Annotated in this window: 26 protein-coding genes; 16 read left to right on the forward strand and 10 right to left on the reverse strand. The window is 73.1% G+C overall.

Annotated elements, in window-relative coordinates; translation table 11 throughout:
* Window positions 1–20: 20 nt before the first annotated feature.
* The 3 genes from E8M80_RS22415 to E8M80_RS22425 are packed head-to-tail and all read left to right on the forward strand — an operon-like array spanning window position 21 to window position 4,017.
* The gene (locus tag E8M80_RS22415) at window positions 21–776 is read left to right on the forward strand and encodes an alpha/beta fold hydrolase (RefSeq protein ID WP_170979575.1); all 756 of its coding nucleotides are present in this window, start codon (window positions 21–23) and stop codon (window positions 774–776) included.
* Complete coding sequence (locus E8M80_RS22420; RefSeq protein WP_137127967.1) at window positions 776–3,151, forward strand: hypothetical protein; 2,376 nt, start codon at window positions 776–778, stop codon at window positions 3,149–3,151. The genes E8M80_RS22415 and E8M80_RS22420 overlap by 1 nt, the downstream gene beginning before the upstream one ends.
* Complete coding sequence (locus tag E8M80_RS22425; RefSeq protein ID WP_137127968.1) at window positions 3,148–4,017, forward strand: protein-L-isoaspartate O-methyltransferase; 870 nt, start codon at window positions 3,148–3,150, stop codon at window positions 4,015–4,017. The genes E8M80_RS22420 and E8M80_RS22425 overlap by 4 nt, the downstream gene beginning before the upstream one ends.
* A gap of 28 nt (window positions 4,018–4,045) precedes the next feature.
* Here the strand turns inward: E8M80_RS22425 and E8M80_RS22430 are convergent, their stop codons facing one another.
* Window positions 4,046–4,813 (reverse strand): hypothetical protein, encoded by a 768-nt coding sequence (locus E8M80_RS22430; protein ID WP_137127969.1) that lies wholly within the window; start codon window positions 4,811–4,813, stop codon window positions 4,046–4,048.
* A gap of 47 nt (window positions 4,814–4,860) precedes the next feature.
* On the opposite strand from E8M80_RS22430, the gene E8M80_RS22435 reads away from it, so the two are divergent.
* On the forward strand, window positions 4,861–6,225 hold the full coding sequence (locus E8M80_RS22435) for a glycosyltransferase (RefSeq protein WP_137127970.1): 1,365 nt from the start codon (window positions 4,861–4,863) through the stop codon (window positions 6,223–6,225).
* 21 nt (window positions 6,226–6,246) lie between these two features.
* Here the strand turns inward: E8M80_RS22435 and E8M80_RS26870 are convergent, their stop codons facing one another.
* On the reverse strand, window positions 6,247–6,375 hold the full coding sequence (locus E8M80_RS26870) for a hypothetical protein (protein WP_255467548.1): 129 nt from the start codon (window positions 6,373–6,375) through the stop codon (window positions 6,247–6,249).
* Window positions 6,372–7,760 carry an argininosuccinate lyase gene (gene argH / locus E8M80_RS22440; RefSeq protein WP_137127971.1) on the reverse strand — a complete coding sequence of 463 codons (1,389 nt, stop codon included), beginning with the start codon at window positions 7,758–7,760 and terminating at the stop codon, window positions 6,372–6,374. The genes E8M80_RS26870 and argH overlap by 4 nt, the downstream gene beginning before the upstream one ends.
* Before the next feature lie 110 nt (window positions 7,761–7,870).
* Here argH and E8M80_RS22445 point away from each other — a divergent pair, with 110 nt between their 5' ends.
* From E8M80_RS22445 to E8M80_RS22465, 5 genes are read left to right on the forward strand one after another with little or no spacing between them, the layout of a single operon-like run.
* Window positions 7,871–8,362: a TlpA disulfide reductase family protein gene (locus E8M80_RS22445; protein WP_137128018.1), complete on the forward strand. Its 492-nt coding sequence runs from the start codon at window positions 7,871–7,873 to the stop codon at window positions 8,360–8,362.
* A complete protein-coding gene (locus tag E8M80_RS22450; RefSeq protein WP_137127972.1) occupies window positions 8,359–8,766 on the forward strand; it encodes a hypothetical protein in 408 nt (135 codons plus the stop codon). Before E8M80_RS22445 ends, E8M80_RS22450 begins: the two co-directional genes overlap by 4 nt.
* 55 nt (window positions 8,767–8,821) lie before the next feature.
* Window positions 8,822–10,003 (forward strand): hypothetical protein, encoded by a 1,182-nt coding sequence (locus E8M80_RS22455; protein ID WP_137127973.1) that lies wholly within the window; start codon window positions 8,822–8,824, stop codon window positions 10,001–10,003.
* On the forward strand, window positions 10,000–10,584 hold the full coding sequence (locus E8M80_RS22460; protein WP_137127974.1) for a protein-S-isoprenylcysteine O-methyltransferase: 585 nt from the start codon (window positions 10,000–10,002) through the stop codon (window positions 10,582–10,584). Before E8M80_RS22455 ends, E8M80_RS22460 begins: the two co-directional genes overlap by 4 nt.
* A gap of 40 nt (window positions 10,585–10,624) precedes the next feature.
* Window positions 10,625–11,332, forward strand: coding sequence for a hypothetical protein (locus tag E8M80_RS22465; protein WP_137127975.1), 708 nt, complete (start codon window positions 10,625–10,627; stop codon window positions 11,330–11,332).
* On the opposite strand, the gene ccmI is transcribed toward E8M80_RS22465, so the two are convergent.
* The 7 genes from ccmI to E8M80_RS22495 all read right to left on the reverse strand — a co-directional run bounded on the left by ccmI (window position 11,316) and on the right by E8M80_RS22495 (window position 16,885).
* The gene (ccmI, locus tag E8M80_RS22470; protein WP_137127976.1) at window positions 11,316–12,116 is read right to left on the reverse strand and encodes a c-type cytochrome biogenesis protein CcmI; all 801 of its coding nucleotides are present in this window, start codon (window positions 12,114–12,116) and stop codon (window positions 11,316–11,318) included. The genes E8M80_RS22465 and ccmI overlap by 17 nt on opposite strands.
* Complete coding sequence (locus E8M80_RS22475; RefSeq protein ID WP_137128019.1) at window positions 12,113–12,577, reverse strand: cytochrome c-type biogenesis protein; 465 nt, start codon at window positions 12,575–12,577, stop codon at window positions 12,113–12,115. Before E8M80_RS22475 ends, ccmI begins: the two co-directional genes overlap by 4 nt.
* A gap of 236 nt (window positions 12,578–12,813) precedes the next feature.
* Window positions 12,814–13,419, reverse strand: coding sequence for a DsbE family thiol:disulfide interchange protein (locus E8M80_RS22480; RefSeq protein ID WP_137127977.1), 606 nt, complete (start codon window positions 13,417–13,419; stop codon window positions 12,814–12,816).
* The gene (locus E8M80_RS22485; RefSeq protein ID WP_137127978.1) at window positions 13,416–15,374 is read right to left on the reverse strand and encodes a heme lyase CcmF/NrfE family subunit; all 1,959 of its coding nucleotides are present in this window, start codon (window positions 15,372–15,374) and stop codon (window positions 13,416–13,418) included. Before E8M80_RS22485 ends, E8M80_RS22480 begins: the two co-directional genes overlap by 4 nt.
* A gap of 55 nt (window positions 15,375–15,429) precedes the next feature.
* Entirely contained in the window at window positions 15,430–15,945 is a 516-nt protein-coding gene (gene ccmE / locus E8M80_RS22490; RefSeq protein WP_137127979.1) for a cytochrome c maturation protein CcmE, read from the reverse strand.
* On the reverse strand, window positions 15,942–16,085 hold the full coding sequence (locus tag E8M80_RS26125; protein WP_170979576.1) for a hypothetical protein: 144 nt from the start codon (window positions 16,083–16,085) through the stop codon (window positions 15,942–15,944). The genes ccmE and E8M80_RS26125 overlap by 4 nt, the downstream gene beginning before the upstream one ends.
* Window positions 16,082–16,885, reverse strand: coding sequence for a heme ABC transporter permease (locus E8M80_RS22495; RefSeq protein WP_370287466.1), 804 nt, complete (start codon window positions 16,883–16,885; stop codon window positions 16,082–16,084). Before E8M80_RS22495 ends, E8M80_RS26125 begins: the two co-directional genes overlap by 4 nt.
* Before the next feature lie 108 nt (window positions 16,886–16,993).
* On the opposite strand from E8M80_RS22495, the gene E8M80_RS22500 reads away from it, so the two are divergent.
* The 7 genes from E8M80_RS22500 to E8M80_RS22525 all read left to right on the forward strand — a co-directional run bounded on the left by E8M80_RS22500 (window position 16,994) and on the right by E8M80_RS22525 (window position 21,121).
* Window positions 16,994–17,287 (forward strand): YciI family protein, encoded by a 294-nt coding sequence (locus E8M80_RS22500; RefSeq protein WP_137127980.1) that lies wholly within the window; start codon window positions 16,994–16,996, stop codon window positions 17,285–17,287.
* Complete coding sequence (locus E8M80_RS26130; protein WP_170979577.1) at window positions 17,284–17,424, forward strand: hypothetical protein; 141 nt, start codon at window positions 17,284–17,286, stop codon at window positions 17,422–17,424. The genes E8M80_RS22500 and E8M80_RS26130 overlap by 4 nt, the downstream gene beginning before the upstream one ends.
* A gap of 13 nt (window positions 17,425–17,437) precedes the next feature.
* Window positions 17,438–17,857 (forward strand): EVE domain-containing protein, encoded by a 420-nt coding sequence (locus E8M80_RS22505; RefSeq protein WP_137127981.1) that lies wholly within the window; start codon window positions 17,438–17,440, stop codon window positions 17,855–17,857.
* Window positions 17,854–18,213 (forward strand): Rieske 2Fe-2S domain-containing protein, encoded by a 360-nt coding sequence (locus E8M80_RS22510; protein WP_137127982.1) that lies wholly within the window; start codon window positions 17,854–17,856, stop codon window positions 18,211–18,213. The genes E8M80_RS22505 and E8M80_RS22510 overlap by 4 nt, the downstream gene beginning before the upstream one ends.
* A gap of 135 nt (window positions 18,214–18,348) precedes the next feature.
* On the forward strand, window positions 18,349–18,651 hold the full coding sequence (locus tag E8M80_RS22515) for a hypothetical protein (RefSeq protein ID WP_137127983.1): 303 nt from the start codon (window positions 18,349–18,351) through the stop codon (window positions 18,649–18,651).
* Between the two features lie 174 nt (window positions 18,652–18,825).
* Entirely contained in the window at window positions 18,826–20,757 is a 1,932-nt protein-coding gene (gene acs / locus E8M80_RS22520; protein ID WP_137127984.1) for an acetate--CoA ligase, read from the forward strand.
* A 4-nt stretch (window positions 20,758–20,761) separates the two neighbouring features.
* Complete coding sequence (locus tag E8M80_RS22525) at window positions 20,762–21,121, forward strand: hypothetical protein (protein ID WP_137127985.1); 360 nt, start codon at window positions 20,762–20,764, stop codon at window positions 21,119–21,121.
* The last annotated feature ends 93 nt before the right edge of the window (window positions 21,122–21,214 follow it).

The raw sequence follows: 21,214 nt of genomic DNA on the forward strand, positions 1-21,214 counted from the left end.
GGTTCCGGACGAGTGATGGCGTGCGGTTGCGGTATCTGGAGGCCGGGTCCGGCCGCGTGGTGGTGTTCGTGCCCGGCTGGTGCATGCCAGGGCGCATCTTCGCATCGCAGATCGAGGCCCTGTCGCGGCGCTGGCGCGTGGTGGCGCTGGACCCGCGCGGGCAGGGGGACAGCGAGGTGCCGCGCGCGGGCTATGAGCCGACGCGGCGCGGGCAGGATATCCGCGACCTGCTCACGCATCTGGGCGGCGGGCGGGTGGTGCTGGCGGGATGGTCGCTCGGGGTCCTGGATGCGCTGTCCTATGCCGACATGGCAGGGGATGCGCGGCTGGCCGGCCTGGTGCTGATCGACAATTCGGTGGGGGAAGGCGTGCCGCCGCCACCGCGCGCGTCACGCTTCTTCCAGAACCTGCGCCAGCGCCGCGATGCGACGGTGCGCGGCTTCGTCGCCGGCATGTACCGCACGCCGCAGGACTCCGCGTATCTCGACGGCATTGCGCGGGAGGCGCAGCGCATGCCGGTGGAGGCGTCCATTCGCCTGCTGTCCTATCCGCGGCCGCGGGAATTCTGGCGGGACAGCCTCTATGCCGTGCGCCGGCCGGTCTACTACGCCGTGACGCCGCGGCTGCGCGGCCAGGCGGAGTTGGTGGCGCAGAAGCACCCGCAGCCGGTGGTCGAGGTCTTCGACGGCGCCGGGCATGCCCTGTTCGTCGACGCGGCAGCGCGCTTCAATGCGTCCATGGAAGACTTCCTCGCGCGCCGCGCCGCCTGGGCCTGATGCAATCCCTGATCCCGCTGTTCCTGATCGCCGGCGCCGCCGTCGGTGTCGAGATCGCACTGACCCGCTTCTTCGCCGTCGCGTCGTGGTCAGAGTATGGCTACTGGGTCATCTCCATCGCCATGACGGGCTTCGCCGTCTCGGGCGTGGTGATGATGCTCGGGCGCACGGCGTTCCTCCGCCATGCGCGCTGGCTGCTGCCGCTGCTGCCGAGCGCGATGCTGGCGGCCGGAGGGCTCGGCTGGATCGGCGTCACGCTGAACGGCTTCAACCCGCTCGAGCTGCAGAACCCGGCGACGGCGGAGCCGCAGCTGGTCAATATCGCGCTCTACTACGCGGCGCTGTTTCCCTTCTTCTTCCTGGCCGGGCTCGCGGTGTCGCTCAACTTCGTCGTGCATGCGGGGGAAGTGGGGCGGGTCTATGGCTACGACCTGCTCGGCGCCGGCACGGGGGCGGTCGCGGCGCTCGGGCTGATGTTCGTACTGCATCCCTTCTGGCTGGTCCCGGCGCTGCTGCCGTTACTGGCGGTGGCGGCGATGATCGCGGGCGGGGTGCGCTGGCGCATCGCGGCGCTGGCCGTGCTGGTTGTGACCGAGGCCGCGGTGCTCGCCCTCGCGGCGCCGCGCGTCAACGAGTTCAAGCCGGTCTATGCGCCGCTCAACGTGCCGGACAGCCGCGTGGTGGCCGAGATCCTGTCGCCGCGCGGCGTCTACCTGCTGCTCGACAATTTCACCGAGCGGCTCGACACCGATGTCTCGAACAATGCGGGGGTGCTCGGCACGCCGGCGCCGCCGAGGACCTTCGGGCTCTATCGCGACGGGTCGCGCATCGCGGCGCTGCCGATGGAGCAGCCGGTCGCGGGCCACGCGCCGGCCGCACTGGACGGCGCGCCCTATGCGCTGCTCGAGGCGCCGCGCGTTCTGGCGCTGGGTGGCGCGGGCGGCTTCCGCGCGGCCGAGGCGCTGGCGCTCGGCGCCGCCCATGTCACGGTGGTCGAGCCGGAGCCGGTGCTGCGCGCCGCGCTCGCGCAGGGGCTCGGCCCTTCCCCGGCGCCGCCGGCCGACCCGCGCGTGACGCTCTCGGCGGCGCACCCGCTGACCGCGCACGGCCGCTACGACCTGGTGGACATCGCGGGCGACTTCCTGGGCGCCGACGAACAGAACCGCACGGCCTACACCGCCGAGGCGCTGGCCGGCTTCCTCGCGCGGCTCGAGCCCGGCGGGATGGTCTCGGTGCCGGTCGGCATCCGCGAATTGCCGGTCTATGCCGTGCGCGTGCTGGCCACGGCGCGGGAGGCGCTGCGGATCGCGGGCGTGGCGGAACCGGCGCGGCATGTCGCGGTCATCCGCTCGGCCTGGAATCTCCGCGTGCTGATCGCGCGCGAACCCTTCGACGAGGCCCGCGTCGCGCGCCTGGCGACCTTCGCCGACGAACGGTCCTTCGACGTCTCCTTCGCGCCGGGCCTGGCGGCGGACGGCCGCGAGGTCTGGAACGACCTGCCGACCGTCTCGCTCGAGGCGACGACGGTGGAGGCGGGCGGCGCAGCACAGGACGCCGTGGCGCGGGAGGCGGCGCTGGTGCTGGCCGGCACGCCCCCCGAGGATGCCTTCGACCGATCCCCGGTCACGGCCGACCGGCCCTGGCTGTCGCCGCTGGTGCGGCTCGGCTCGCTCGGCGCGGCGCTCGAGCGCATCGAGATCCTGCCGCAGCAGGAGATCGGCCTGCTGGTGAACGTGGCGGTGCTGGCGCAGGCGGTGGTGCTGGCGCTGCTGGTGTCCTTGCTGCCGCTTCTGGCGCGCGGCGCGCTCAGGGTGCCGCTGCCGGTGCTGGGCCGGGCGCTGGCCTATTTCCCGGCGCTCGGCCTCGGCTTCCTGCTGATCGAGATCGCCTTCATCGAGCATGCCGCGCTACTGCTGGGCGACCGGACCTCGGGCTTCGCGCTGGTGCTGACGACGATGCTCGTGTTCTCCGGCATCGGCGCGATGTGGGCGGGGCGCGTGGTGGCGCACGGGCGGGCGCTGCGCGTCGCGGTGCTGGTGGCGCTGGGCTGCGCGGCGCTCGCGCTGGCGGGGCTGCGCCCGGCGGTGCTGGCGGCGCTCGACCTGCCCTGGGCGGTCAGGGCGGGGCTGCTGATGGTGGCGCTTGCGCCCATCTCCCTGGCGCTCGGCTTTCCCTTTCCGCTCGGCCTCGACCGCTTCCAGGCGGAAGGCCCGGCGCTGCTCCCCTGGGCCTGGGCGCTGAACGGCGCGTTTTCCGTCGTGGCGACGCCGCTGGCGAACCTGATGGGGCACGGGATCGGCCTGTCGTGGCTTCTGGCGGCGGGCATGGTTTGTTACGGTGCGGCCGCATTGGCCTGGCCAAGGGAACGCGCATGAGCCTCACACGTCGTCCGCTTCTGCTCGCAGCGCTCGGCACGCTCGCCGCGCCGGCACGGATCAGCGCGCAGGGCGCGCCTGCCTGGAACCGTGATGCCTACCTGGCCGCGATGCGCGCCTCGGGGCGGGAGACGACGCTGTCCGAACCGGCCTTCGCGGCCATCCAGGCGCGCAAGGACGGCGCGCTGCGGCGGATCGAGGCCTACCTCGCCCGCCGCTTCGAGGCCGCCGACCCGGCGGTGATGCGCGCCTTCGCGGAGCTGCCGCGGGAATACTTCCACTGGAACTACCAGGGCCGGTCCAACCAGGCGACCGCTGCCTACGAGGCCGACCCGAAGCCATGGGGCATCGGGTACGGCTCGGCGCTGTCGGACTACCTCGGCCAGGCCTACATGACGCAGGCCTGCCAGCCGAAGCCCGAGCACGTGGTGATGGAAATCGGCACGGGCTCGGGCTTCCAGGCGGCGCTGCTGTCGCGCATCGTCGCGAAGCAGTATTCCATCGAGATCATCGAGCCGCTCGGCACCGGCGTGCAGCGCATCTTCGCCCCGCTGGGCTACGCGAACGTGGAAACCCGCGTGGGCGACGGCTTCTTCGGCTGGCCGGAGGTGCAGGGCGGCTTCGACACCATCATCGTCACCTGCGCCGCGCAGTACGTGCCGCCGGCACTGATCCAGCAGCTCAAGCCCGGCGGGCGGCTGGTCATCCCGATCGGCCAGCCGTTCCGGCGCGGCCAGCTCCTGTATATCTACACGAAGGACGAGGACGGGCGCGTGCGCAGCCGCAAGGATGTGGGCGTCTACTTCATCCCGATGACGGGCGCGATGATGAACCGGCCGCGGCCGGCAGACGCGCCGACGCAATAGGGTCGCGTTCCCGGAGCATCCGGCCGGCTCAGGCCAGCGGCTCCATCGCGGGCACGCCGGCCAGCAGGCGCTGTGCGATCGGGCGGACATGCTCCGCGTAGGTGATGGCGCGCGGGAAGCGGCCTTCCGCGACGCGCCTGCGGCCGAAGGCCTCCCAGCCAGGCTCCCACGCCTCGGGCCACGGGAAGCCCGGGGCCAGCAGGCGCTCGACGCGCAGCGCATCCGGCTCCGCCGCCATGATGCGGGCGGCTTCCTCTGCGAGCGGCGCATAGGCCGCGACGGCGGCCCGCTTGCGGTCCGCGACCGCGGCGCCAATTTCCCACGCCTCGGCCTCCTCGCCGATCGCGCTCGCGGTCGCGGCCGAGGCGAGATGGCGGAGATCGAGCCCATCCGCCGCCGCCCGCCGCGCCACGCCGGCGCCGATCGCCTCGCACAGGTCGTGCAGGGGGTTGTGGCCATCCACCGCGTCGGACACCAGGATGGGGGGCCGGTGCCGCAGCGCCGCGGCCGTCATCGCGTCGGCCACGCGCAGGAACGGCGCCGCGTCGCGGGCCAGCATGGCGGCATACCACGCGATGTCGCTCATCTGCCCGAACACCTCGCCGGCCTCTGCGCCGGCGCGCCCGATCGTCGCGAGCGAGTGCGCGATGCGCGACCGCGCCGCGCCGCCCGACCCGTCGCTCAGGATGAAGACGACCGGCCGGTGGCGCTCCATCCAGCCGAACAGCCGCAGCTCGTGGCCGGGATGCGCCAGGAGCAGGAATGGCCGTCCTGTCCTAGGATGGGCGTCGTTCATCGCGGCATGATCCCTGTCGGACGTGCTGGCGCAACGGAGTAGCACGGATGGGCCTGCGCGTTCTGATCACCAACCTCTATGTCGCGCATGGCAGCGGCTCGGAGGCGGTGATCGAGCTGCTGGCCGATGGGCTGCGGCGGGCCGGCCACGATCCGATGCTCTACGCGCCGACGCTGGGCGAACAGGCCATCCGCATGCGGCGACGCGGCCATGTGGTCGTCGACCGCATCGCCCAACTGCCGCATCGGCCCGACATCCTGCACCTGCAGCACGCCACCCCCGCGGCAATGGCGCTGGCCGCCTTTCCCGCTGTCCCGGCGATCTTTTCCTGCCACAGCGCCTTCTTCGAGGTCGAGGCGCCGCGACCGCATCCGCAGATCCGCCGCTGGATCGCGGTGGACGACCTCTGCCGCGACCGCTGCCTGTCGCGCGGCGTGCCGGCGGAACGCCTCAGCGTCATCCTGAACGCCGTGGACACCGAACGCTTCGCGCAGCGCGCGCCGCTGCCGCCCCGCCCGCGCCGGGCGCTGATGCTGACCAAGACCACCGAGCAACAGAATTTGGTGCGCGCCGTCTGCGCGGAGATGGGCATCGCGCTGGACGAGTTGGGCCCCGGGACCGGCCGCGTCACCGACCGGCTGGAGGATGAACTGCCCGCCTACGACCTGGTCTTCGCGACGGCGCGCATGGCGCTCGAGGCCGCCACGGTCGGCTGCGCCGTCGTCGTCGGGGACGGCCGCGGCTTCGCGGGGCTGCTGACCGGCGGGAACCTCGATGCCTGGCGGCGGCTGAACTTCGGCGCGGGCCTGCTGTCGCGGCCCATGACGGCGGAGGCGTTGCGCGCGGCCATCGCCGGCTACGACCCCGCGGACGCGGCGCGGATCGCGGCGCGGCTGCGCGCGGAGGCGACGGCGGAAGACTATGCCGCCCGGCATGTCGCGCTCTATCGGTCCGCCACGGCGGAGGCTCCCGGCCTGGCGGAGGAGGCCGCCCGCGCCTCCGCCGCCTGGCTCGAGGACCTGCTGCCCTCGGCGGCCGAGCGCCCGTGGCGCGACATCGTGCGCGAGATCGCTGGGCCCCTGCCGCAGCCGATGCAGGAGATGGCCGGCGAGATCCGGCGCGACATGTCCGCGACGCTGGCGGAGGCGCTGCCCGCGGCGATCGACGCCGCGACGGCACGCGTGCTGCAGGGCCCGATGCAGCACTGCCTCGTCGCGGCCGTCGACGCGGCCGTCGCGACGCGGATGGAGGCCGCTGTCGCGGCGACCTCGGACCAGGTGCTGCGCGGCATGCCCGGCGTGCGGGCGGAGCGGGCGCTCCGCGGCCTTTGGCGGCGCATCCTTCCAGAGCGGGTCAGGCGCCCACTGCACCGCTGGCGGCGCGCCCTCCTGCGGCGCATCGGGGCGGGCTGAGGCCTGCCGCCGGGGCGCGTGTCAGCGGTTCGGATAGACCCGCGGGTAGGTGACCTCCTCCGCCGGCCCGGGCGGGCGCACCGGCCCGACCTTGCCGCAGGCGCCGAGCAGCAGCGCCAGCGCCAGCGCGCCCAGCACGGCGCGCGTCATGCGAGGCGCGCCTTCCACTCGGCCGCCATCGCCGCGACATTGGCCGGCGCCGTGCCGCCAAAGGAGGTGCGGCTGCGCACCGAGGCGGCGACGCTCAGCACGTCGTAGACGCCTTCGGTGATGCGGGGCTCGGCCTCACGCATCTCCTCGATGGTCAGGCCCGCGAGGTCGACGCCGAGCGCCTCGGCCTTCGCCACCAGCGCGCCAGTCACGTGGTGCGCGTCGCGGAAGGGCATCTTCAGTTCGCGCACCAGCCAGTCGGCCAGGTCCGTCGCGGTCGAGAACCCCGCCCCGGCGGCGGCGGCCAGCCGCCCGACATCGGGCTTGAGGTCCCGCACCATCCCTGCTGTCGCGGCCAGCACCAGCGTCATGGTCTCGGCGGCGTCGAAGACACCTTCCTTGTCCTCCTGCATGTCCTTGAAATAGGTCATGGCGAGGCCCTTCATCACCGTCAGCAGCCCGACCAGCGCGCCGACCACGCGCCCGGTCTTGCCGCGCACGAGCTCCGCCGCATCCGGGTTGCGCTTCTGCGGCATGATGGAACTGCCGGTCGTGAAGGCATCGGACAGCTTCACGAACCCGAAATAGGGGTTCGTCCAGATCACGATCTCCTCGGCCAGGCGCGACAAGTGCGTCGCGCACATCGCGCAGGCGAACAGGAACTCGGCGGCGAAGTCGCGCGACGCCACGCTGTCGAGGCTGTTGCGCGTCGGCTGATCGAAGCCGAGCGCGGCCGCCGTCATGTGCCGGTCGATCGGGAAGCCCGTGCCGGCCAGCGCCGCCGCGCCCAGCGGGCATTCGTTCATGCGCGCCCGGCAGTCCCGCAGCCGCGACAGGTCGCGGGAGAGCATCTCGACATAGGCCAGGAAATGATGCCCGAGCGTCACGGGCTGCGCCGGCTGCAGATGCGTGAAGCCGGGCATCACCGTGCCGGCATGTTCCGCGGCGCGGTCCACCAGCGCGCGCATCACGTCCTCGACCTGGCCGGACAGCCCGTCGATCGCATCCCGCACCCAGAGCCGGACATCCAGCGCCACCTGGTCGTTCCGGCTGCGGCCCGTGTGCAGGCGCTTGCCGGCATCGCCGATCACGGCCGACAGCCGCGCCTCGATGTTCATGTGGATGTCCTCGAGCGCCTCGTCGAAGGGGAAGTCCCCCTTCCCGATGCGCGCGGCAATGTCATCGAGGCCCCTGCGGATCGCCTCCTCGTCATCCGCGGAGATGATCCCCACATGCTTCAGCATCGCGGCATGGGCGAGCGAGCCACGGATGTCCTGCCGCCACATCTTGCGGTCGAAGCCAATGGAGGCGTTGATCGCCTCCATGATGGCCGAGGGGCCTTCGGCGAAACGCCCGCCCCATTGCCGATTGGCGTTGCTGCTCACGTGAGGGGGTGTCTTTCGTGCTGGTTCCGACGCGCCGTTCCGTCCTTCTCTCCGCCCCGGCGCTGGCGGTGGCGACCGTGATACAGGCGGCGCTTCCGGCCCGTCCAGCCATGGCCGCGCCGCACGGCTTCGCGCGGCTGCGCGAACGGGACGCAGCCTTGCCCGAGTTCTCCTTCACCGATGCCTCCGGCCGCGCGCATGGCGTGGCGGATTTCGCGGGCCGCGGCCTCGTCATCAACCTCTGGGCGACCTGGTGCCCGCCCTGCGTGCGGGAAATGCCGGCGCTGGATGCGCTGGCCGAAGCGCTGCGCCCGGACGGGGTGGCCGTGCTGCCGCTGTCCTCGGACCGCGGCGGACTACCGGTGGTGCAGGAGTTCTACCGGCGCACGGGGCTGCGCCATCTCGGCATCTGGCTCGACCCGGGCGGCGCGGCCGGGCGGGCGGTCGGCGCGCGCGGCCTCCCCACGACCGTCATCGTGGACAGCGGCGGGCGCGAGCGCGCGCGGCTCGAGGGCGACGCCGAATGGGACGCGCCGGATTTCGTCGCGGCCATCCGGCGCCTGACGGCGCGCGGCGGGCCGGCCGCGCCGCGTGGCGCATGACGGCTGCCGGCGCGCCCACTCCGCCCATCCTCGTCATCCGCCCCGGCATCGCCTTCTGGGTGGAGGCGGCGGCGCCCGAGGCATGGACGGCGACCGCCCAGGCGATGGCGGAGGGCTGCTGGACAGACTGCCTGTGCTGCGACGCGGGTGGCGGGGCGTGGGCGGTGCTCGCCGCCGCGCCTGCCGGGCCCACCCCCTTGGTGCCGTGGCGACGCATGCCGGTGGCGGTATGCCTCGGCCCTCGCCGGGACATGGCGTTGCCGGACCTTCGCGCCCTGCTGGAAGGCGTGCTTTCGACCGACGGTTCCTTCGCCGAGGCGCATGACGTGACGGCGGCACGGGCCGCCTTCGCCGCGGCGCCGGATGCCGGCGCGCTGATCGCGGCGGCCCGCGCCCTCGACTGACCGCATGCGAAACAGATTGATAGGCGCCGGCCGGAGCGCCGAGGGGAACGGCCTCGTGAACAGCCTCCCGACCCTGCCGATCCTGCCCGTGCGTCGCCGCCTCGTGCTGCATGTGCCGGGCTACGAGCCGCTGCCGGCCGCGGCGCAGCAGCGGCGCCTCGCGCGCACCCTCGCGCGCAGCGCGGCCTGCTGGGGGCTCTCGGCCAGCACGGGGGAGGGCCGGGCCTCCGCCGACGGGGCGGTGCTGACCTTCGCGGCCCGACTGTCCGGCCCCGACTGGGCGACGGAGGCGGAGATCCGCGTCCTCGCCTGGGACGACCTGATCGCGCGCGACTTCGCGGTGCCGCTGCCGCACCGCATCCTGGGCGGGCTCGCGGCCCTCGCGGCGCTGCTGCGGGACGGCACGATCGCGCGCTACCGGGCGGCGCATTGGCGCTACCTGCTGTTCGTCGCGCTGCCGGTCACCATGCTGGCCGGGGCCATGCTCGGCGGGCTGGGGGTGGCGCTGGCGCTCGGCGGCTGGGTGGGGGCGTTGTTCGGCAGCGCGCTGGCGCTGGCGCTCATCGTGCTCGCTGACCGGCGTGCGCATCTCGGCCATCTCTGCGCCGACTGGATCTTCGCGCGCGACCTCGCGCGCGGGGCGCGGCCCGAGGTGACGGCGCGCATCGCGCGCTTCGCCGGGGAGATTGCCGCCGCCCGCCGACGCCGCGACGTGGATGAGGTCGTGCTGGTCGGCCACAGCCTCGGCATGGTGCTGCTCGCCGAAGCGCTCGCGCAGATGCCGGACGGCGGGCGGCCCGGCCCGCGCCTGGTGCTCGTCGGCCTCGGATCCTCGCTTCTCAAGATCGCCCTGATGCCGGGGGCGACGCGGCTGCGCGCGGCGGTCGGGCGGGTCGCGGCCCTGCCGGGCCTCGCCTGGATCGAGTTCACGTCCCGCCGCGACCTCGTCTCCTTCCACCGGGCGGATCCGGTGGCGACGCTCGGCCTTCCCGGCACGGGGCCGCGCATGGAGCGCGTCCATCCGCGCGCGATGCTCGACGCACCGGGCTGGCGCCGCGTGCGCGCCTCCATGCTGCGCGCGCACAGATGCTACGTGACCGGCAACGGCCGGCGCTATTTCTTCGACTGGGGGCTGATCGCCTGCGGGCCGGGCGCGGTCGGGCGCGACCCGACGCCGGACCGGCTGCTCGGCGCCGACGGGCGCATCGCCGCGCTGCCCTTGGAGGCCGCCGCATGACGCCACTGCTGGCCAAGCTGCTGCACGGGCTCTGCATGGTCGCCTGGTGGGTCATCCGCCGGCCCTTCGAGCGCAAGACCAAGCGCAACGTCCTGGCGCGCGACGCGATGGACCTTCGGGAGAAGGCACTGCTGTCCGTCTCCTTCGCCGGGCTCGGGCTGATCCCGTTCGCCTATATCGCGACCGGTTTTCCGGCCGCGCTCGACCAGGCCTTCTCGGCACCGCGCGCGTGGGCGGGCCTGCTGCTGTTCGGCGCGGCGCTGGCGCTGTTCCGCGCGACGCACAAGGCGCTCGGGCGGAACTGGTCGGTCACGCTGGCGGTGCGGGAAGAACATTCCCTGGTCACCAGCGGCGTCTACCGCTTCGTCCGCCACCCGATGTACACGGCCTTCTGGCTCTGGGCGATCGCGCAGGCGCTGACACTGCAGAACTGGTTCGCGGGGCCGGCGGGCATCATCGGCTTCGGCACGCTCTATCTGCTGCGCGTCGGGCGGGAGGAGGCGCTGATGCGCGAGACCTTCGGCCCGGCCTGGGACGATTATGCGGCCCGCACGCCGCGGGTCGTGCCCTTCCTGCGCTGACATTCCGACCGGATTCCCAGCGAGACCCTGGCTGCTTCCGATGCCTCCGATCTCTCCGGCGCGCCCGACGCGCCGTGCCTCCCTGGCCGCCCTCACGGCCCTGGCCGCCTGCGGCCCGACGCGGCTGGCGCCCCTGCCCGGCCCGCCGCGCGGGCGCGTGCTGCTGCTGCGCGGCCTCGCGAACCTGTTCTCGACGGGGCTGAACGTCCTGACGCAGCGGCTGCGCCAGGCGGGCTTCGACGCGCGCGTGCACAACCATGTCGAATGGCGCCGCCTCGCCGCCGAGACGGTGGCGGAGGCGCGCGCCGGCACCCTGCCGCGGCCGCTCGTCGTGATCGGCCATTCCTTCGGCGCCGACGACGCGATCGCCCTGGCCGGGCGGCTCGGGCAGGCCGGCGTCGCGGCCGACCTGCTCGTCACCTTCGACCCGCAATGGCTGCACGAGATCCCGCGCGGCCCCCGGCGCGTGGTGAACTTCCACCAGGAGAGCGACCCGATCCGGCGCACGGTCCGCCCGGGTGCCGGCTTCGACGGCATGCTCGAAAACCGGCTCGTGGAGGGTGAATCGCACCTTTCGATCGAGAAGGCCGAGCGTCTGCACGACCAGGTTATGACGCTGATGGAGGCGCTGACGGCCCCGGAGCCAGCCGCGCCGCCACGTCCCGCCGCGCGCCCGCTGTCGCCGCCCGCCGCACGGCCGGCGGCCCTGCCCCTGCCCCCGCGTCGGCCCGTCAGGGCAGGCGGCTGATCCGCCGTTCCAGCATGGCGCGCCAGGGCGCATCGGGCGGCGATTCGTCGATCACCGCCTGCCAGTAGGCGCGCGCGCCGTCGCTGCGGCCGGCGGCTTCCTCGGCCAGGCCGCCCAGGAAGCGCAGCCGCATGTCGCCCGGCGCGGCCTCGAGCCCGCGGCGGATCCAGGACAGCGCCTCGTCATAGGCCTGGCGGGAGATCTCGGCCTCGGCGATGTCGGCCGCGAGGTCCGCGTCGAAGCGCGCGGCCTGCGCGCGGCGCCAGGCGGCGACCGCGGCCTCTGCGTTGCCGCGGCCGCGTTCCGCGTTGCCGAGCAGGACCCAGCCCTGCCGCGCCTGTTCGCTGGCAGGGTCGAGGGCGGCGAGGCGCTCGCGCAGTGCCGTGAGTACCTGCTCGTCGCGCGCCTGCGCCGCGGCGCGCAGGTCGTAGGGCGCCGAGGGCATGCCCGGCGAACCGCGCATCAGGTACAGCCCGATCCCGGCAGCGGCGAGCAGCGGCAGCACCGCGACCAGCACGCCCGGGTTGCGCCGCGCGGTCGTCTCGGCCTCGGCCTGGTCGGCGGCGGCGATCAGGCGGCGCTGCACCTCGACCCGCGCGGCGCGATGGCCTGCCTCGTCGAGGCGCCCGGCCTCGCGCTCCCGGTCGAGCTCGGACAGCTGCGCGCGAAAGAGCGCGACATCGGCTTCCCGCCGCCCGCGGGCGGCGCGCGGGCGCAGCACAGCGGCGGCGAGCGGCAGCAGCGCGGCGAGCGCGAGCAGGATCAGCGGTATCCAGATCGTCATGCGCCGCTGCCGCGCTCCAGCTCCGCGAGGCGTCGGCGCTCGGCGTCCGAGAGCGGCACGGGCTCGATCCCCAACGCCGCGAAGCGACGCCGCCGCGCCAGGATCACGGCGGCGCCACCGCCCAGCGCGATCAGCGGCATGGCCCAGAGCAGCGCCGTGACCGGGTTGAAGGGCGGACGCAGCAAGACGAAGTCGCCATAACGGTCATGGACGAAGCGCATCACCGCGGACCGGTCGTCGCCCGCGGCCACGCGCTCGCGCACGATGCGGCGCAGGTCGCGTGCCAAGTCGGCGTCGCTGTCCTCGATGGACTGGTTCTGGCAGACCATGCAGCGCAACTCGCGCCCGATGTCCTGGGCGCGGGATTCCAGCGCGGGGTCTGACAGGCGGTCCTCAGGGCGGCCCACGGCGGCCAGCGCCGGTGCAGCGGCGACGAGCAGCAGCAGCAGGGCCGCAAGGATGCGGCGGGCGCAACCGGGGAGCCCACCGCCTTCTCCGAAACCCCACCCGCCAAGGGCCGAAAGGTCCTTGGAATCCAATACGTGGCGGGGGCGAGGCGGGGCGGAACCGTCGGGCACGGCGTACGCGCGATGTGCCTCCCTCGCCCCGGCCAACGCATGGTGTCCAGAGGCCTTTCGGCCTCCGTCGGGGTGATATCCGGAGCGGGGCGGCGCCCCTGTCCGGTCGCACGCGGCGCTCACGCATGCCTCCGCAGCAGCGGCCGCAGGTCGCGGTCCAGCACCTCCGGCGTGATCGGCCCGGCGAAGCGCCAGCGCACCAGCCCCTGGCGGTCGACCAGGTAGGTCTCGGGCACGCCGTAGACGCCCCAGTCGATCGCGACGCGGCCGGGTTCGTCGCGCCCAAGCCGCCGGAACGGGTTGCCGTGCTGGCGCAGGAAGCCGGCGCCGGCTTCGGCGCGGTCCTTGTAGTTGATGCCGAAGACCGGCACGCCCTCGCGCGACAGGCGCATGAGCTGCGGATGCTCGATGATGCAGGGCACGCACCAGGACGCCCAGAAGTTCACGAGCACCGGGCCGGGCAGCGGCCCGCGCAGGTCCGTGGCGGCCAGGGCGGGCAGATTCGCGGCTTCGAGCGGCGGCAGGCTGAACTCCGGCGGCGTTCGGCCGAGCAGCACCGAGGGCACGCCGCGCGGGTCGTACTCCCCGGTCTGCAGCCCGCGCAGCATGACGTAGAAACCGGCGCCCGCCGCGGCGGCAAGGCCGAGCGGCGCGTAGAGCATCCAGCGCCGGCTGCGTGACGCCGGGGCTGGGGCAGGGGCGGTCGGTTCCTCGTGCGCGCTCATGCCGGGGCCGTCGCGCCCTTGGGGGCGGGCGCCGCCACGCGCATCCGGCGATCCGAGAGCGACAGCCCGGCGCCAAGCGCCATGATGATCGACCCGAACCAGATCCAGGGCGCCAGCGGGTTGTGGTGCAGGCGCAGCACGCCGGCCTCCTCCCGTTCTTCGCCGAGCACGGCATAGAGGTCGCGCAGCGCATTGGTGTGGATGGCGGCTTCCGTGGTGGTCTGGCGATCCACCTGGAAGGTGCGGCGTTCGGGCGAGAGCACGGTCACGACGGCACCGTCACGCGTGACGGTCACCGTGGCGCGGCGCGCGGCGTAGTTCGGCCCCTGCACATCCGTGATGCTCTCCAGCCGCCATTCGTAGCCGGCGAGGCGCGTGCTCTCCCCGGGCTTCAGCGCAACCAGCGTGTCGGTCGCGATGCCCATGCCGGCGACGCCCGCGATGGTCACGCCCATGCCGGCATGCGCGATGGCCGCGCCCCAGGCGGCGCGCGGCAGGCCCTTAGCGCGTTGCCAGGCCTGGCCGGGGCGGCGCCACAGCGCGATGCGATCGGCGACGTCGGCCGCGGCGCCGGCCAGCAGCCACATCGCCATGGCCATGCCGATCGCCGGCCAGACCGGATAGCCGAGCGCCACGAGATACAGGAAGCCGACCGCGAGCGACGCCAGCGCCGCCCACCACAGCCGCTGCAGCGCGCCCCAGGCATCGGCGCGCTTCCAGGGCATCATGGCGCCGATCGGCATGGCAAGAACGAGCGGGATGGCGAGCGGGGCCGTCGCCGTGTTGAAGAAGGGCGGGCCGACCGAGATCTTGGCCCCCGTCAGGATGTCCGCGAACAGCGGCCAGAGCGTCCCGGCCAGCACCACCGCCGCGATCGAGCACAGCAGCAGGTTGTTCAGCACCAGCGCCCCTTCGCGCGAAATGGGCGCGAAGATGCCGGTGGGCGCCAGCCGCGGCGCGCGCCAGGCGAACAGCGCGAAGGCGCCCGCCACGTAGATCATCAGCAGCGCCAGGATGAAGACGCCGCGCGCCGGGTCGTTGGCGAAGGCATGCACGGAATTCAGCACGCCCGAGCGCACCAGGAAGGTGCCGAGCAAGCTCATGGCGAAGGCGAGGATCGCCAGCAGCACCGTCCAGATCTTCAGCGCGTCACGCTTCTCGACCACGATGGCCGAGTGCAGCAGCGCCGTGCCGACCAGCCACGGCAGCAGGGAAGCATTCTCGACCGGGTCCCAGAACCAGTAGCCGCCCCAGCCCAGTTCGTAATAGGCCCACCAGGACCCGAGCGCGATGCCGAGCGTGAGGAACCCCCAGGCCATCAGCGACCACGGCCGGACCCAGCGCCCCCAGGCCGCGTCCACGCGCCCTTCCAGCAGCGCGGCCACGGCGAAGGCGAAGGTCACGGCATAGCCGACATAGCCGAGGTAGAGCATCGGCGGATGCAGCGCCAAGCCGATGTCCTGCAGCACGGGGTTGAGCCCCTGCCCGTCCGGCGGCGGCGGCCAGACCCTGTCGAAGGGGTTGGATGTGAAGATGATGAACAGCAGGAAGCCCGCCGCCACCCAGCCCAGTACGCCGATGACCCGCGCCTTGAGCGCGGTGGGCAGGTCGCGCCCGAAACCCGCGACGGCGCCGCCGCACAGCGCCAGGATGAGCACCCAGAGGACCATCGAGCCCTCGTGGTTCCCCCAGGCGCCGCTGAACTTGTAGATCAGCGGCTTGGCCGAATGGCTATTGGCGACGACGTTGGACACCGTCGTGTCGTTCACCGCAAAGGCCCAGAGCAGGCAGCCGAAGGCGACCGCGACCGAGACGAGCTGCCCCGCCGCGAGCGGCCCGGCGGTGCCCATCCAGCGGGCGTCGCGCCGCGCGGCGCCGATGATGGGAAGCACCGACTGCGCGACCGCGAGCACCACGGCGAGGGCGAGCGCGAAATGGCCGAGTTCGGGGATCATGCGGCGCGGCTCCGACGGCGAGGGGCTGGCCCCCCGGACCCGTGATGGGCGGGGGTCATCCGCCGCTCCGTGTGGGCGGCTGACGCGGGGAGGTGTTCCAGGTCTCGGCGGGCGGCGCCGGGCCATCGGCCGGGTTCCAGTGGCCGGCTCGGCGCAGCGCGTCGGCCACTTCGGGCGGCATGTAGGTCTCGTCGTGACGGGCCAGCACCTCGGTCGCGCGGAAGGACCCGTCGGGCAGCAGGCGGCCCAGGGTGACGACGCCCTGGCCTTCCCGGAACAGGTCGGGCAGCACGCCAGAATAGCTGACGCTGATGGCGCGGGCGCCGTCGGTCACGCGGAAGGTGGCGGCGGGGCGGCCATCCGAGCCCGTGCGGCGCTCGACCGAGCCGGCCTCGACCAGGCCGCCGAGGCGGACGGCGCGGTCCCCGGCCGGCGGGTTGGCCAGCACGTCAGAGGGGGAAAAGAAGAAGACGATGTTGTCCTGGAAGGCCGTCAGCGTCAGCGCGGTGGCCGAGCCGAGCCCGAGCCCCGCCAGCAGCAGCACCATCAGCCGGCGCTTCTTGCGCGTCATGGCCGGTCCCCGCGCGGGTCGAGCGTGGCGAGCAGCCGCTTCGCCGTGCGGTGGCGCAGAGCCGCGCCGACCGCCAGCGCGCCGAAGGTGCCCAGCACCAGCGCGTAGGATGCGGTGATGTGCCACCAGTGCAGCGTCATGCGGGCGCCCCTTCCTCCCGCCGGGCGCGGGCCAGCTGCAGCGCGCGGACGCGCCGTTCCATCACCGCGGCGCGCACCCGCGCCAGCACCACCGCGCCGAACAGCAGCGAGAAGCCGAGCGCGCAAACAAGCAGCGGGTAGAGGATGTCGACATGCATCCCCGGCGCATCCAGCCGCGTGACCGAGGCGGGCTGGTGCAGCGTGTTCCACCAGTCGACCGAGAACTTCACGATCGGCACGTTGACGATGCCGACCAGCGCGAGGATGGCGCCGGCCTTCGCGCCGCGCTCCGGGTCCTCGAAGGCGCGCACCAGGGCGGCGTGGCCGAGCCACAGGAAGAACAGCACCAGCACCGAGGTCAGCCGCGCGTCCCACACCCACCAGGTGCCCCACATCGGCTTGCCCCAGAGGCTGCCGGTGGCAAGGCAGAGCGCGGTGGCCGCCGCGCCGACCGGGGAGAGTTCCCGCGCCGTCAGGTCGGCCAGCGGGTGTCGCCAGACCAGCGACATGACCGAGACCACGGCAAGGCCCGTGTACCCCCCCATGGCCAGCCAGGCCATCGGCACATGGACGTACATGATGCGGACCGTCTCTCCCTGCTGCCAGTCGGCCGGGGAGAACACCAGCCCCCAGGCGAGCCCGGCGCCGAGCACGATGACCGCCGCCGCCCAGAGTGCGGGCAACAGGCGCCCCGTCGCCCGCAGGAAGCGGCCGGGGTTGGCGAAGCGGTGCAGACTCCGCCCGCCCGCCGGTCGCGGGGCGGCGGAGGCTCCGGTGCCGGCTGTCAGGCGTCCATCCACGCTGACAACCTAGGTGAACACCGCCGGTTATTGAAGCGGGGCCGATGCGGCGTTACGTGCCGTCACGTTTCGTCCGCCCGGTCCAGGGGCGGGCCTGGGGGGAAGACGATGCTGTTCGCGGTGACGATCGAGGACAAGCCCGGCATGGCGGCGACGCGCCGGTCGGTGCGCGTGGCGCATCTCGACTGGCTGGAGCGCCACCGGGAGATGATGGTCCTGGCCGGCCCGATCATGGATGCGGACGGCAACTCCATCGGATCCGTCCGGGTGGTCGAGGCGCCAGACCGCGCGGCGGTCGAGGCCCTGACCCAGGGCGACCCCTTCGCCACCGCAGGCTGCTTCGCCCGCGTGGCGATCAATCCCTATCGCATCGTCTACAAGAACGGAGCCCGCGCCGAATGACCCGCCCCGCCAAGGCGGCCTGCCGCCGGCAGGCCGAGAGCGCACAGTGCGACCGCGCCCAGGCCAACCGCCGCCACCCGCGCAACAGCGCATGGCGCGAAGGCAAGGCGGCCGGATGGCCGTCGCCCGCCGCCTGAGGGACAAACGAAAATGAATCACTGGCTGGTGAAGTCCGAGCCCGACGCCTTTTCCTGGGACCAGCAGGTGGCGAACGGCGTCGAGCCCTGGACGGGCGTGCGCAACCACATGGCCAAGGCGAACCTGATGGCCATGCGGAAGGGCGACCGCGCCTTCTTCTATCATTCCAACATCGGCAAGGAGATCGTGGGGGTGGTCGAGGTCGCGCGGGAAGCCTATCCCGACCCGACGGCCGAGTCCGGCTCCCCCTGGGTCTGCGTCGACATGAAGGCGGTCGGGCCGGTGCCGAAGCCGGTGACGCTCGCCGCCATCAAGGCCGAGCCGGCGCTGGCCGAAGTGGCGCTGGTGCGGATGTCGCGGCTGTCGGTCATGCCGATCTCGGCCGAGCACTGGAAAATGCTGGCGAGGATGGGCGGGTGGAAGGGAAAGTGAGGGAGGCGAAGGCCGAGCGCGTGCTCTGCGCGCTGGACGACATCCCGGACGGCCAGTCCAAGGGCTTTCCGGCCGCGCCCGGCGCCTTCACGGGGCTCTTCGCGGTGCGGCGCGGCACGCGCGTCTGGGTCTACTTGAATTCCTGCCCGCATATCGGCGTGCCGCTCGACCCCGTGCCCGACCGGTTCCTCGACACGAAGCGGCAGAACATCGTGTGCTCGACGCATGGCGCGCGCTTCCGGGTCGAGGACGGGTTCTGCACCTCCGGCCCCTGCTACGGGGAATCGCTGGAGGCGGTGCCGCACCGGATCGACGAGGCGGGGCGGGTGCTGGTGCCGGAGGATGCGGGGCTGTAGCGCCCTGCCATGGCGTTGCCACGCCTGCCGCGGCGCCGCCGCGATCGCCGCGAAACGACCTTGCCGCCGCCGCGGCGCGGACGCGGTGGCGGGGTCTCATCCTCCTTGCGCTCGGACCAACCAAAGGAGGACCAGATGCGCCAGATCTCCCGGACCACTCTTCTCGCCGCCGGCCTGATGCTCGCGACCGGCGCGGCCTTCGCGCAGGGGGGCGCGTCGCAGCCCCCGGCGGGCGGCGCGGCAGCCGCGCCCCGCGCGCAGCCCGCGACGCCGGCCGTGCCCGCGCAGGCCGCACGCCCCGCCACCCCGGCCAACCCGGGCGGCACCACGGCCGCCACGGCGCCGCGCCCCGCCACCCCGGCGGCGCCGCAGGCCGGCCGGCAGGAACGGCCGGGCCAGGCCACGCCTGCCGCCCCGGCGCCCACCCGCACCAACTGAAGCGCGCCTTCCCATCCTGAGCCTGCCCCGCCCGCCCGGCCTCCGCCGGGCGGGCGGACCCGCGCGGTTCCGCGGGCCCTGCCGCGGAACCTGCGAGTCATCTTAGGTTGACCTGAATCAAATCCCTCCGCCAAATCCGCCGCCACACAAGATGTACTGAAGGGAGAGCAGTCCATGGCGGACGAGATCATCGCCGTGAAACCCGAGATCGCCGCGCGCGCGCGCATCGATGCCGCGAAGCGGGAGGCGATGGTCGCCGCCGAGGCTGCCGACGCCACCGCCTTCTGGCGCGGCGAGATGTCGCGCATCGCGTGGATGAAGGAACCCTCGAAGATCAAGGCGGTGGACTTCACCGGCGACGTCAGCATCAAGTGGTTCGAGGATGGGGTGCTGAACGCTTCGGTCTCCTGCCTCGACCGGCATCTCGCGACGCGCGGCGACCAGGTGGCGATCATCTGGGAAGGCGACGACCCGAACAGCGACGCCAAGGTCACGTACCGGGACCTGCATGCGCGCGTCTGCCGCATGGCGAACGCGATGCGCCGGCTCGGCGTGAAGAAGGGCGACCGCGTCTGCATCTACCTGCCGATGATCGTGGAAGCCGCCGTCGCGATGCTGGCCTGCGCGCGCGTCGGCGCGATCCATTCCATCGTCTTCGGCGGCTTTTCGCCCGACAGCCTGGCGTCGCGCATCCAGGACAGCGCTTGCTCGATGCTGATCACGGCCGACGAAGGCAGGCGCGGCGGCCGCAAGGTCCCGCTCAAGGCCAATGCGGACGAGGCGCTGCTGACCTGCCCGTCGATCCGCCACGTGATCGTCGCGAAGAACACCGGCGGCGCCGTCGAGATGATGGCAGGCCGCGATCACTGGTGGGACGCGATCACCGCCGGCGAAGGCACCACCTGCGAACCCGAGCCCATGTCCGCCGAGGACCCGCTCTTCATCCTCTACACCTCGGGCTCGACCGGGAAGCCCAAGGGCGTGCTGCACACCACCGGCGGCTACATGGTCTGGGCGTCCTTCACGCATGAGAATGTGTTCGACTACCGCGACGGCGAGATCTACTGGTGCACCGCAGACGTGGGCTGGGTCACGGGGCACACCTACATCGTCTATGGCCCGCTCGCGAACGGCGCGACCACGCTGATGTTCGAAGGCGTGCCCTCCTGGCCCGACAATGGCCGCTTCTGGCAGGTCTGCGCCAAGCACAAGGTCAACATCTTCTACACCGCGCCGACCGCCATCCGCGCCCTGATGCGCGACGGGGAGGCGCCGGTGAAGAAGCATGACCGGTCCAGCCTGCGCATCCTCGGCAGCGTGGGCGAACCCATCAATCCGGAAGCTTGGCTCTGGTACTACCGCGTGGTCGGCGACGAGCGCTGCCCGATCGTCGACACCTGGTGGCAGACCGAGACGGGCGGCATCCTGATCAGCCCGCTGCCCGGCGCCGTCGCGCAGAAGCCAGGCTCCGCCACCCTGCCGCTGCCCGGCGTGAAGCCCGCCATCGTCGACGGGGAGGGCAACATCCTGGAGGGCGCGACCGAGGGGAACCTCGTGCTGCTCGACAGCTGGCCCGGCCAGATGCGCACCATCTACGGCGACCATGCGCGCTTCGGGCAGACCTACTTCAGCACCTTCAAGGGCATGTACTTCACCGGCGACGGCGCGCGGCGCGACGCCGACGGCTACTACTGGATCACGGGCCGCGTCGACGACGTGATCAACGTGGCCGGCCACCGCATGGGCACGGCCGAGGTCGAATCCGCGCTGGTCGCCCACCCCGCCGTGGCGGAGGCCGCCGTCGTCGGCATGCCGCACGACATCAAGGGCCAGGGCATCTACGCCTATGTCACGCTCAAGGCCGGCATCGACGCCACCGACGTGCTGAAGCGCGAACTGGTGGCCTGGGTGCGCAAGGAGATCGGGCCGATCGCCACGCCCGACGCCATCCAGTGGGCGCCCGGCTTGCCCAAGACGCGGTCGGGCAAGATCATGCGCCGCATCCTGCGCAAGATCGCGGCGAACGAGACCGAGGGGCTGGGCGACACCTCCACCCTTGCCGATCCCGGCGTGGTGCAGGACCTGATCGACAACCGGGCCGGCTGATGCGATGAGCGCCGCGCGGTATCGGGACGTCTACATCGCGGGCCCTGACCTGGTGGCCCCGGTGCTGCGCGGCGTCGTCCCCCCGGTGGACGGCGCGCCCTACCGCATCAGTCCCTTCTTCCCGCCCTCGGCGCTGGACGTCTTTGCCGAGGTGGTGGAGCGCATCCACCGCGGTGCGCTCACGGGCCGGCAGACGGCCGCGGCCTGCTGGTGCGCGCTGGTCTCGCCGACCGAGATCGCGTCCCTGATCGACGAGGTCTATGGCGGGGCGGCGGAAGATGCCGCGCGGCTCCTGCAGCTGCGCAGCTTCGTCGCGGCGCTGCCCGGCGACTGCCAGTTCTCGCTGGTGGCGCTGGCCTTCTGAGGGCAGGCCAGAACCCCCGCCAGCCGGTCGCGATCCTCGCGCCGCACCCGCGGCGATCGGCGCCAGGGGACACGGACGGGAGGGGGCTCGGGG

Origin of the sequence: Roseomonas sp. HF4 (assembly GCF_005222755.1) — a bacterium.
Taxonomy (GTDB): Bacteria; Pseudomonadota; Alphaproteobacteria; order Acetobacterales; family Acetobacteraceae; genus Neoroseomonas.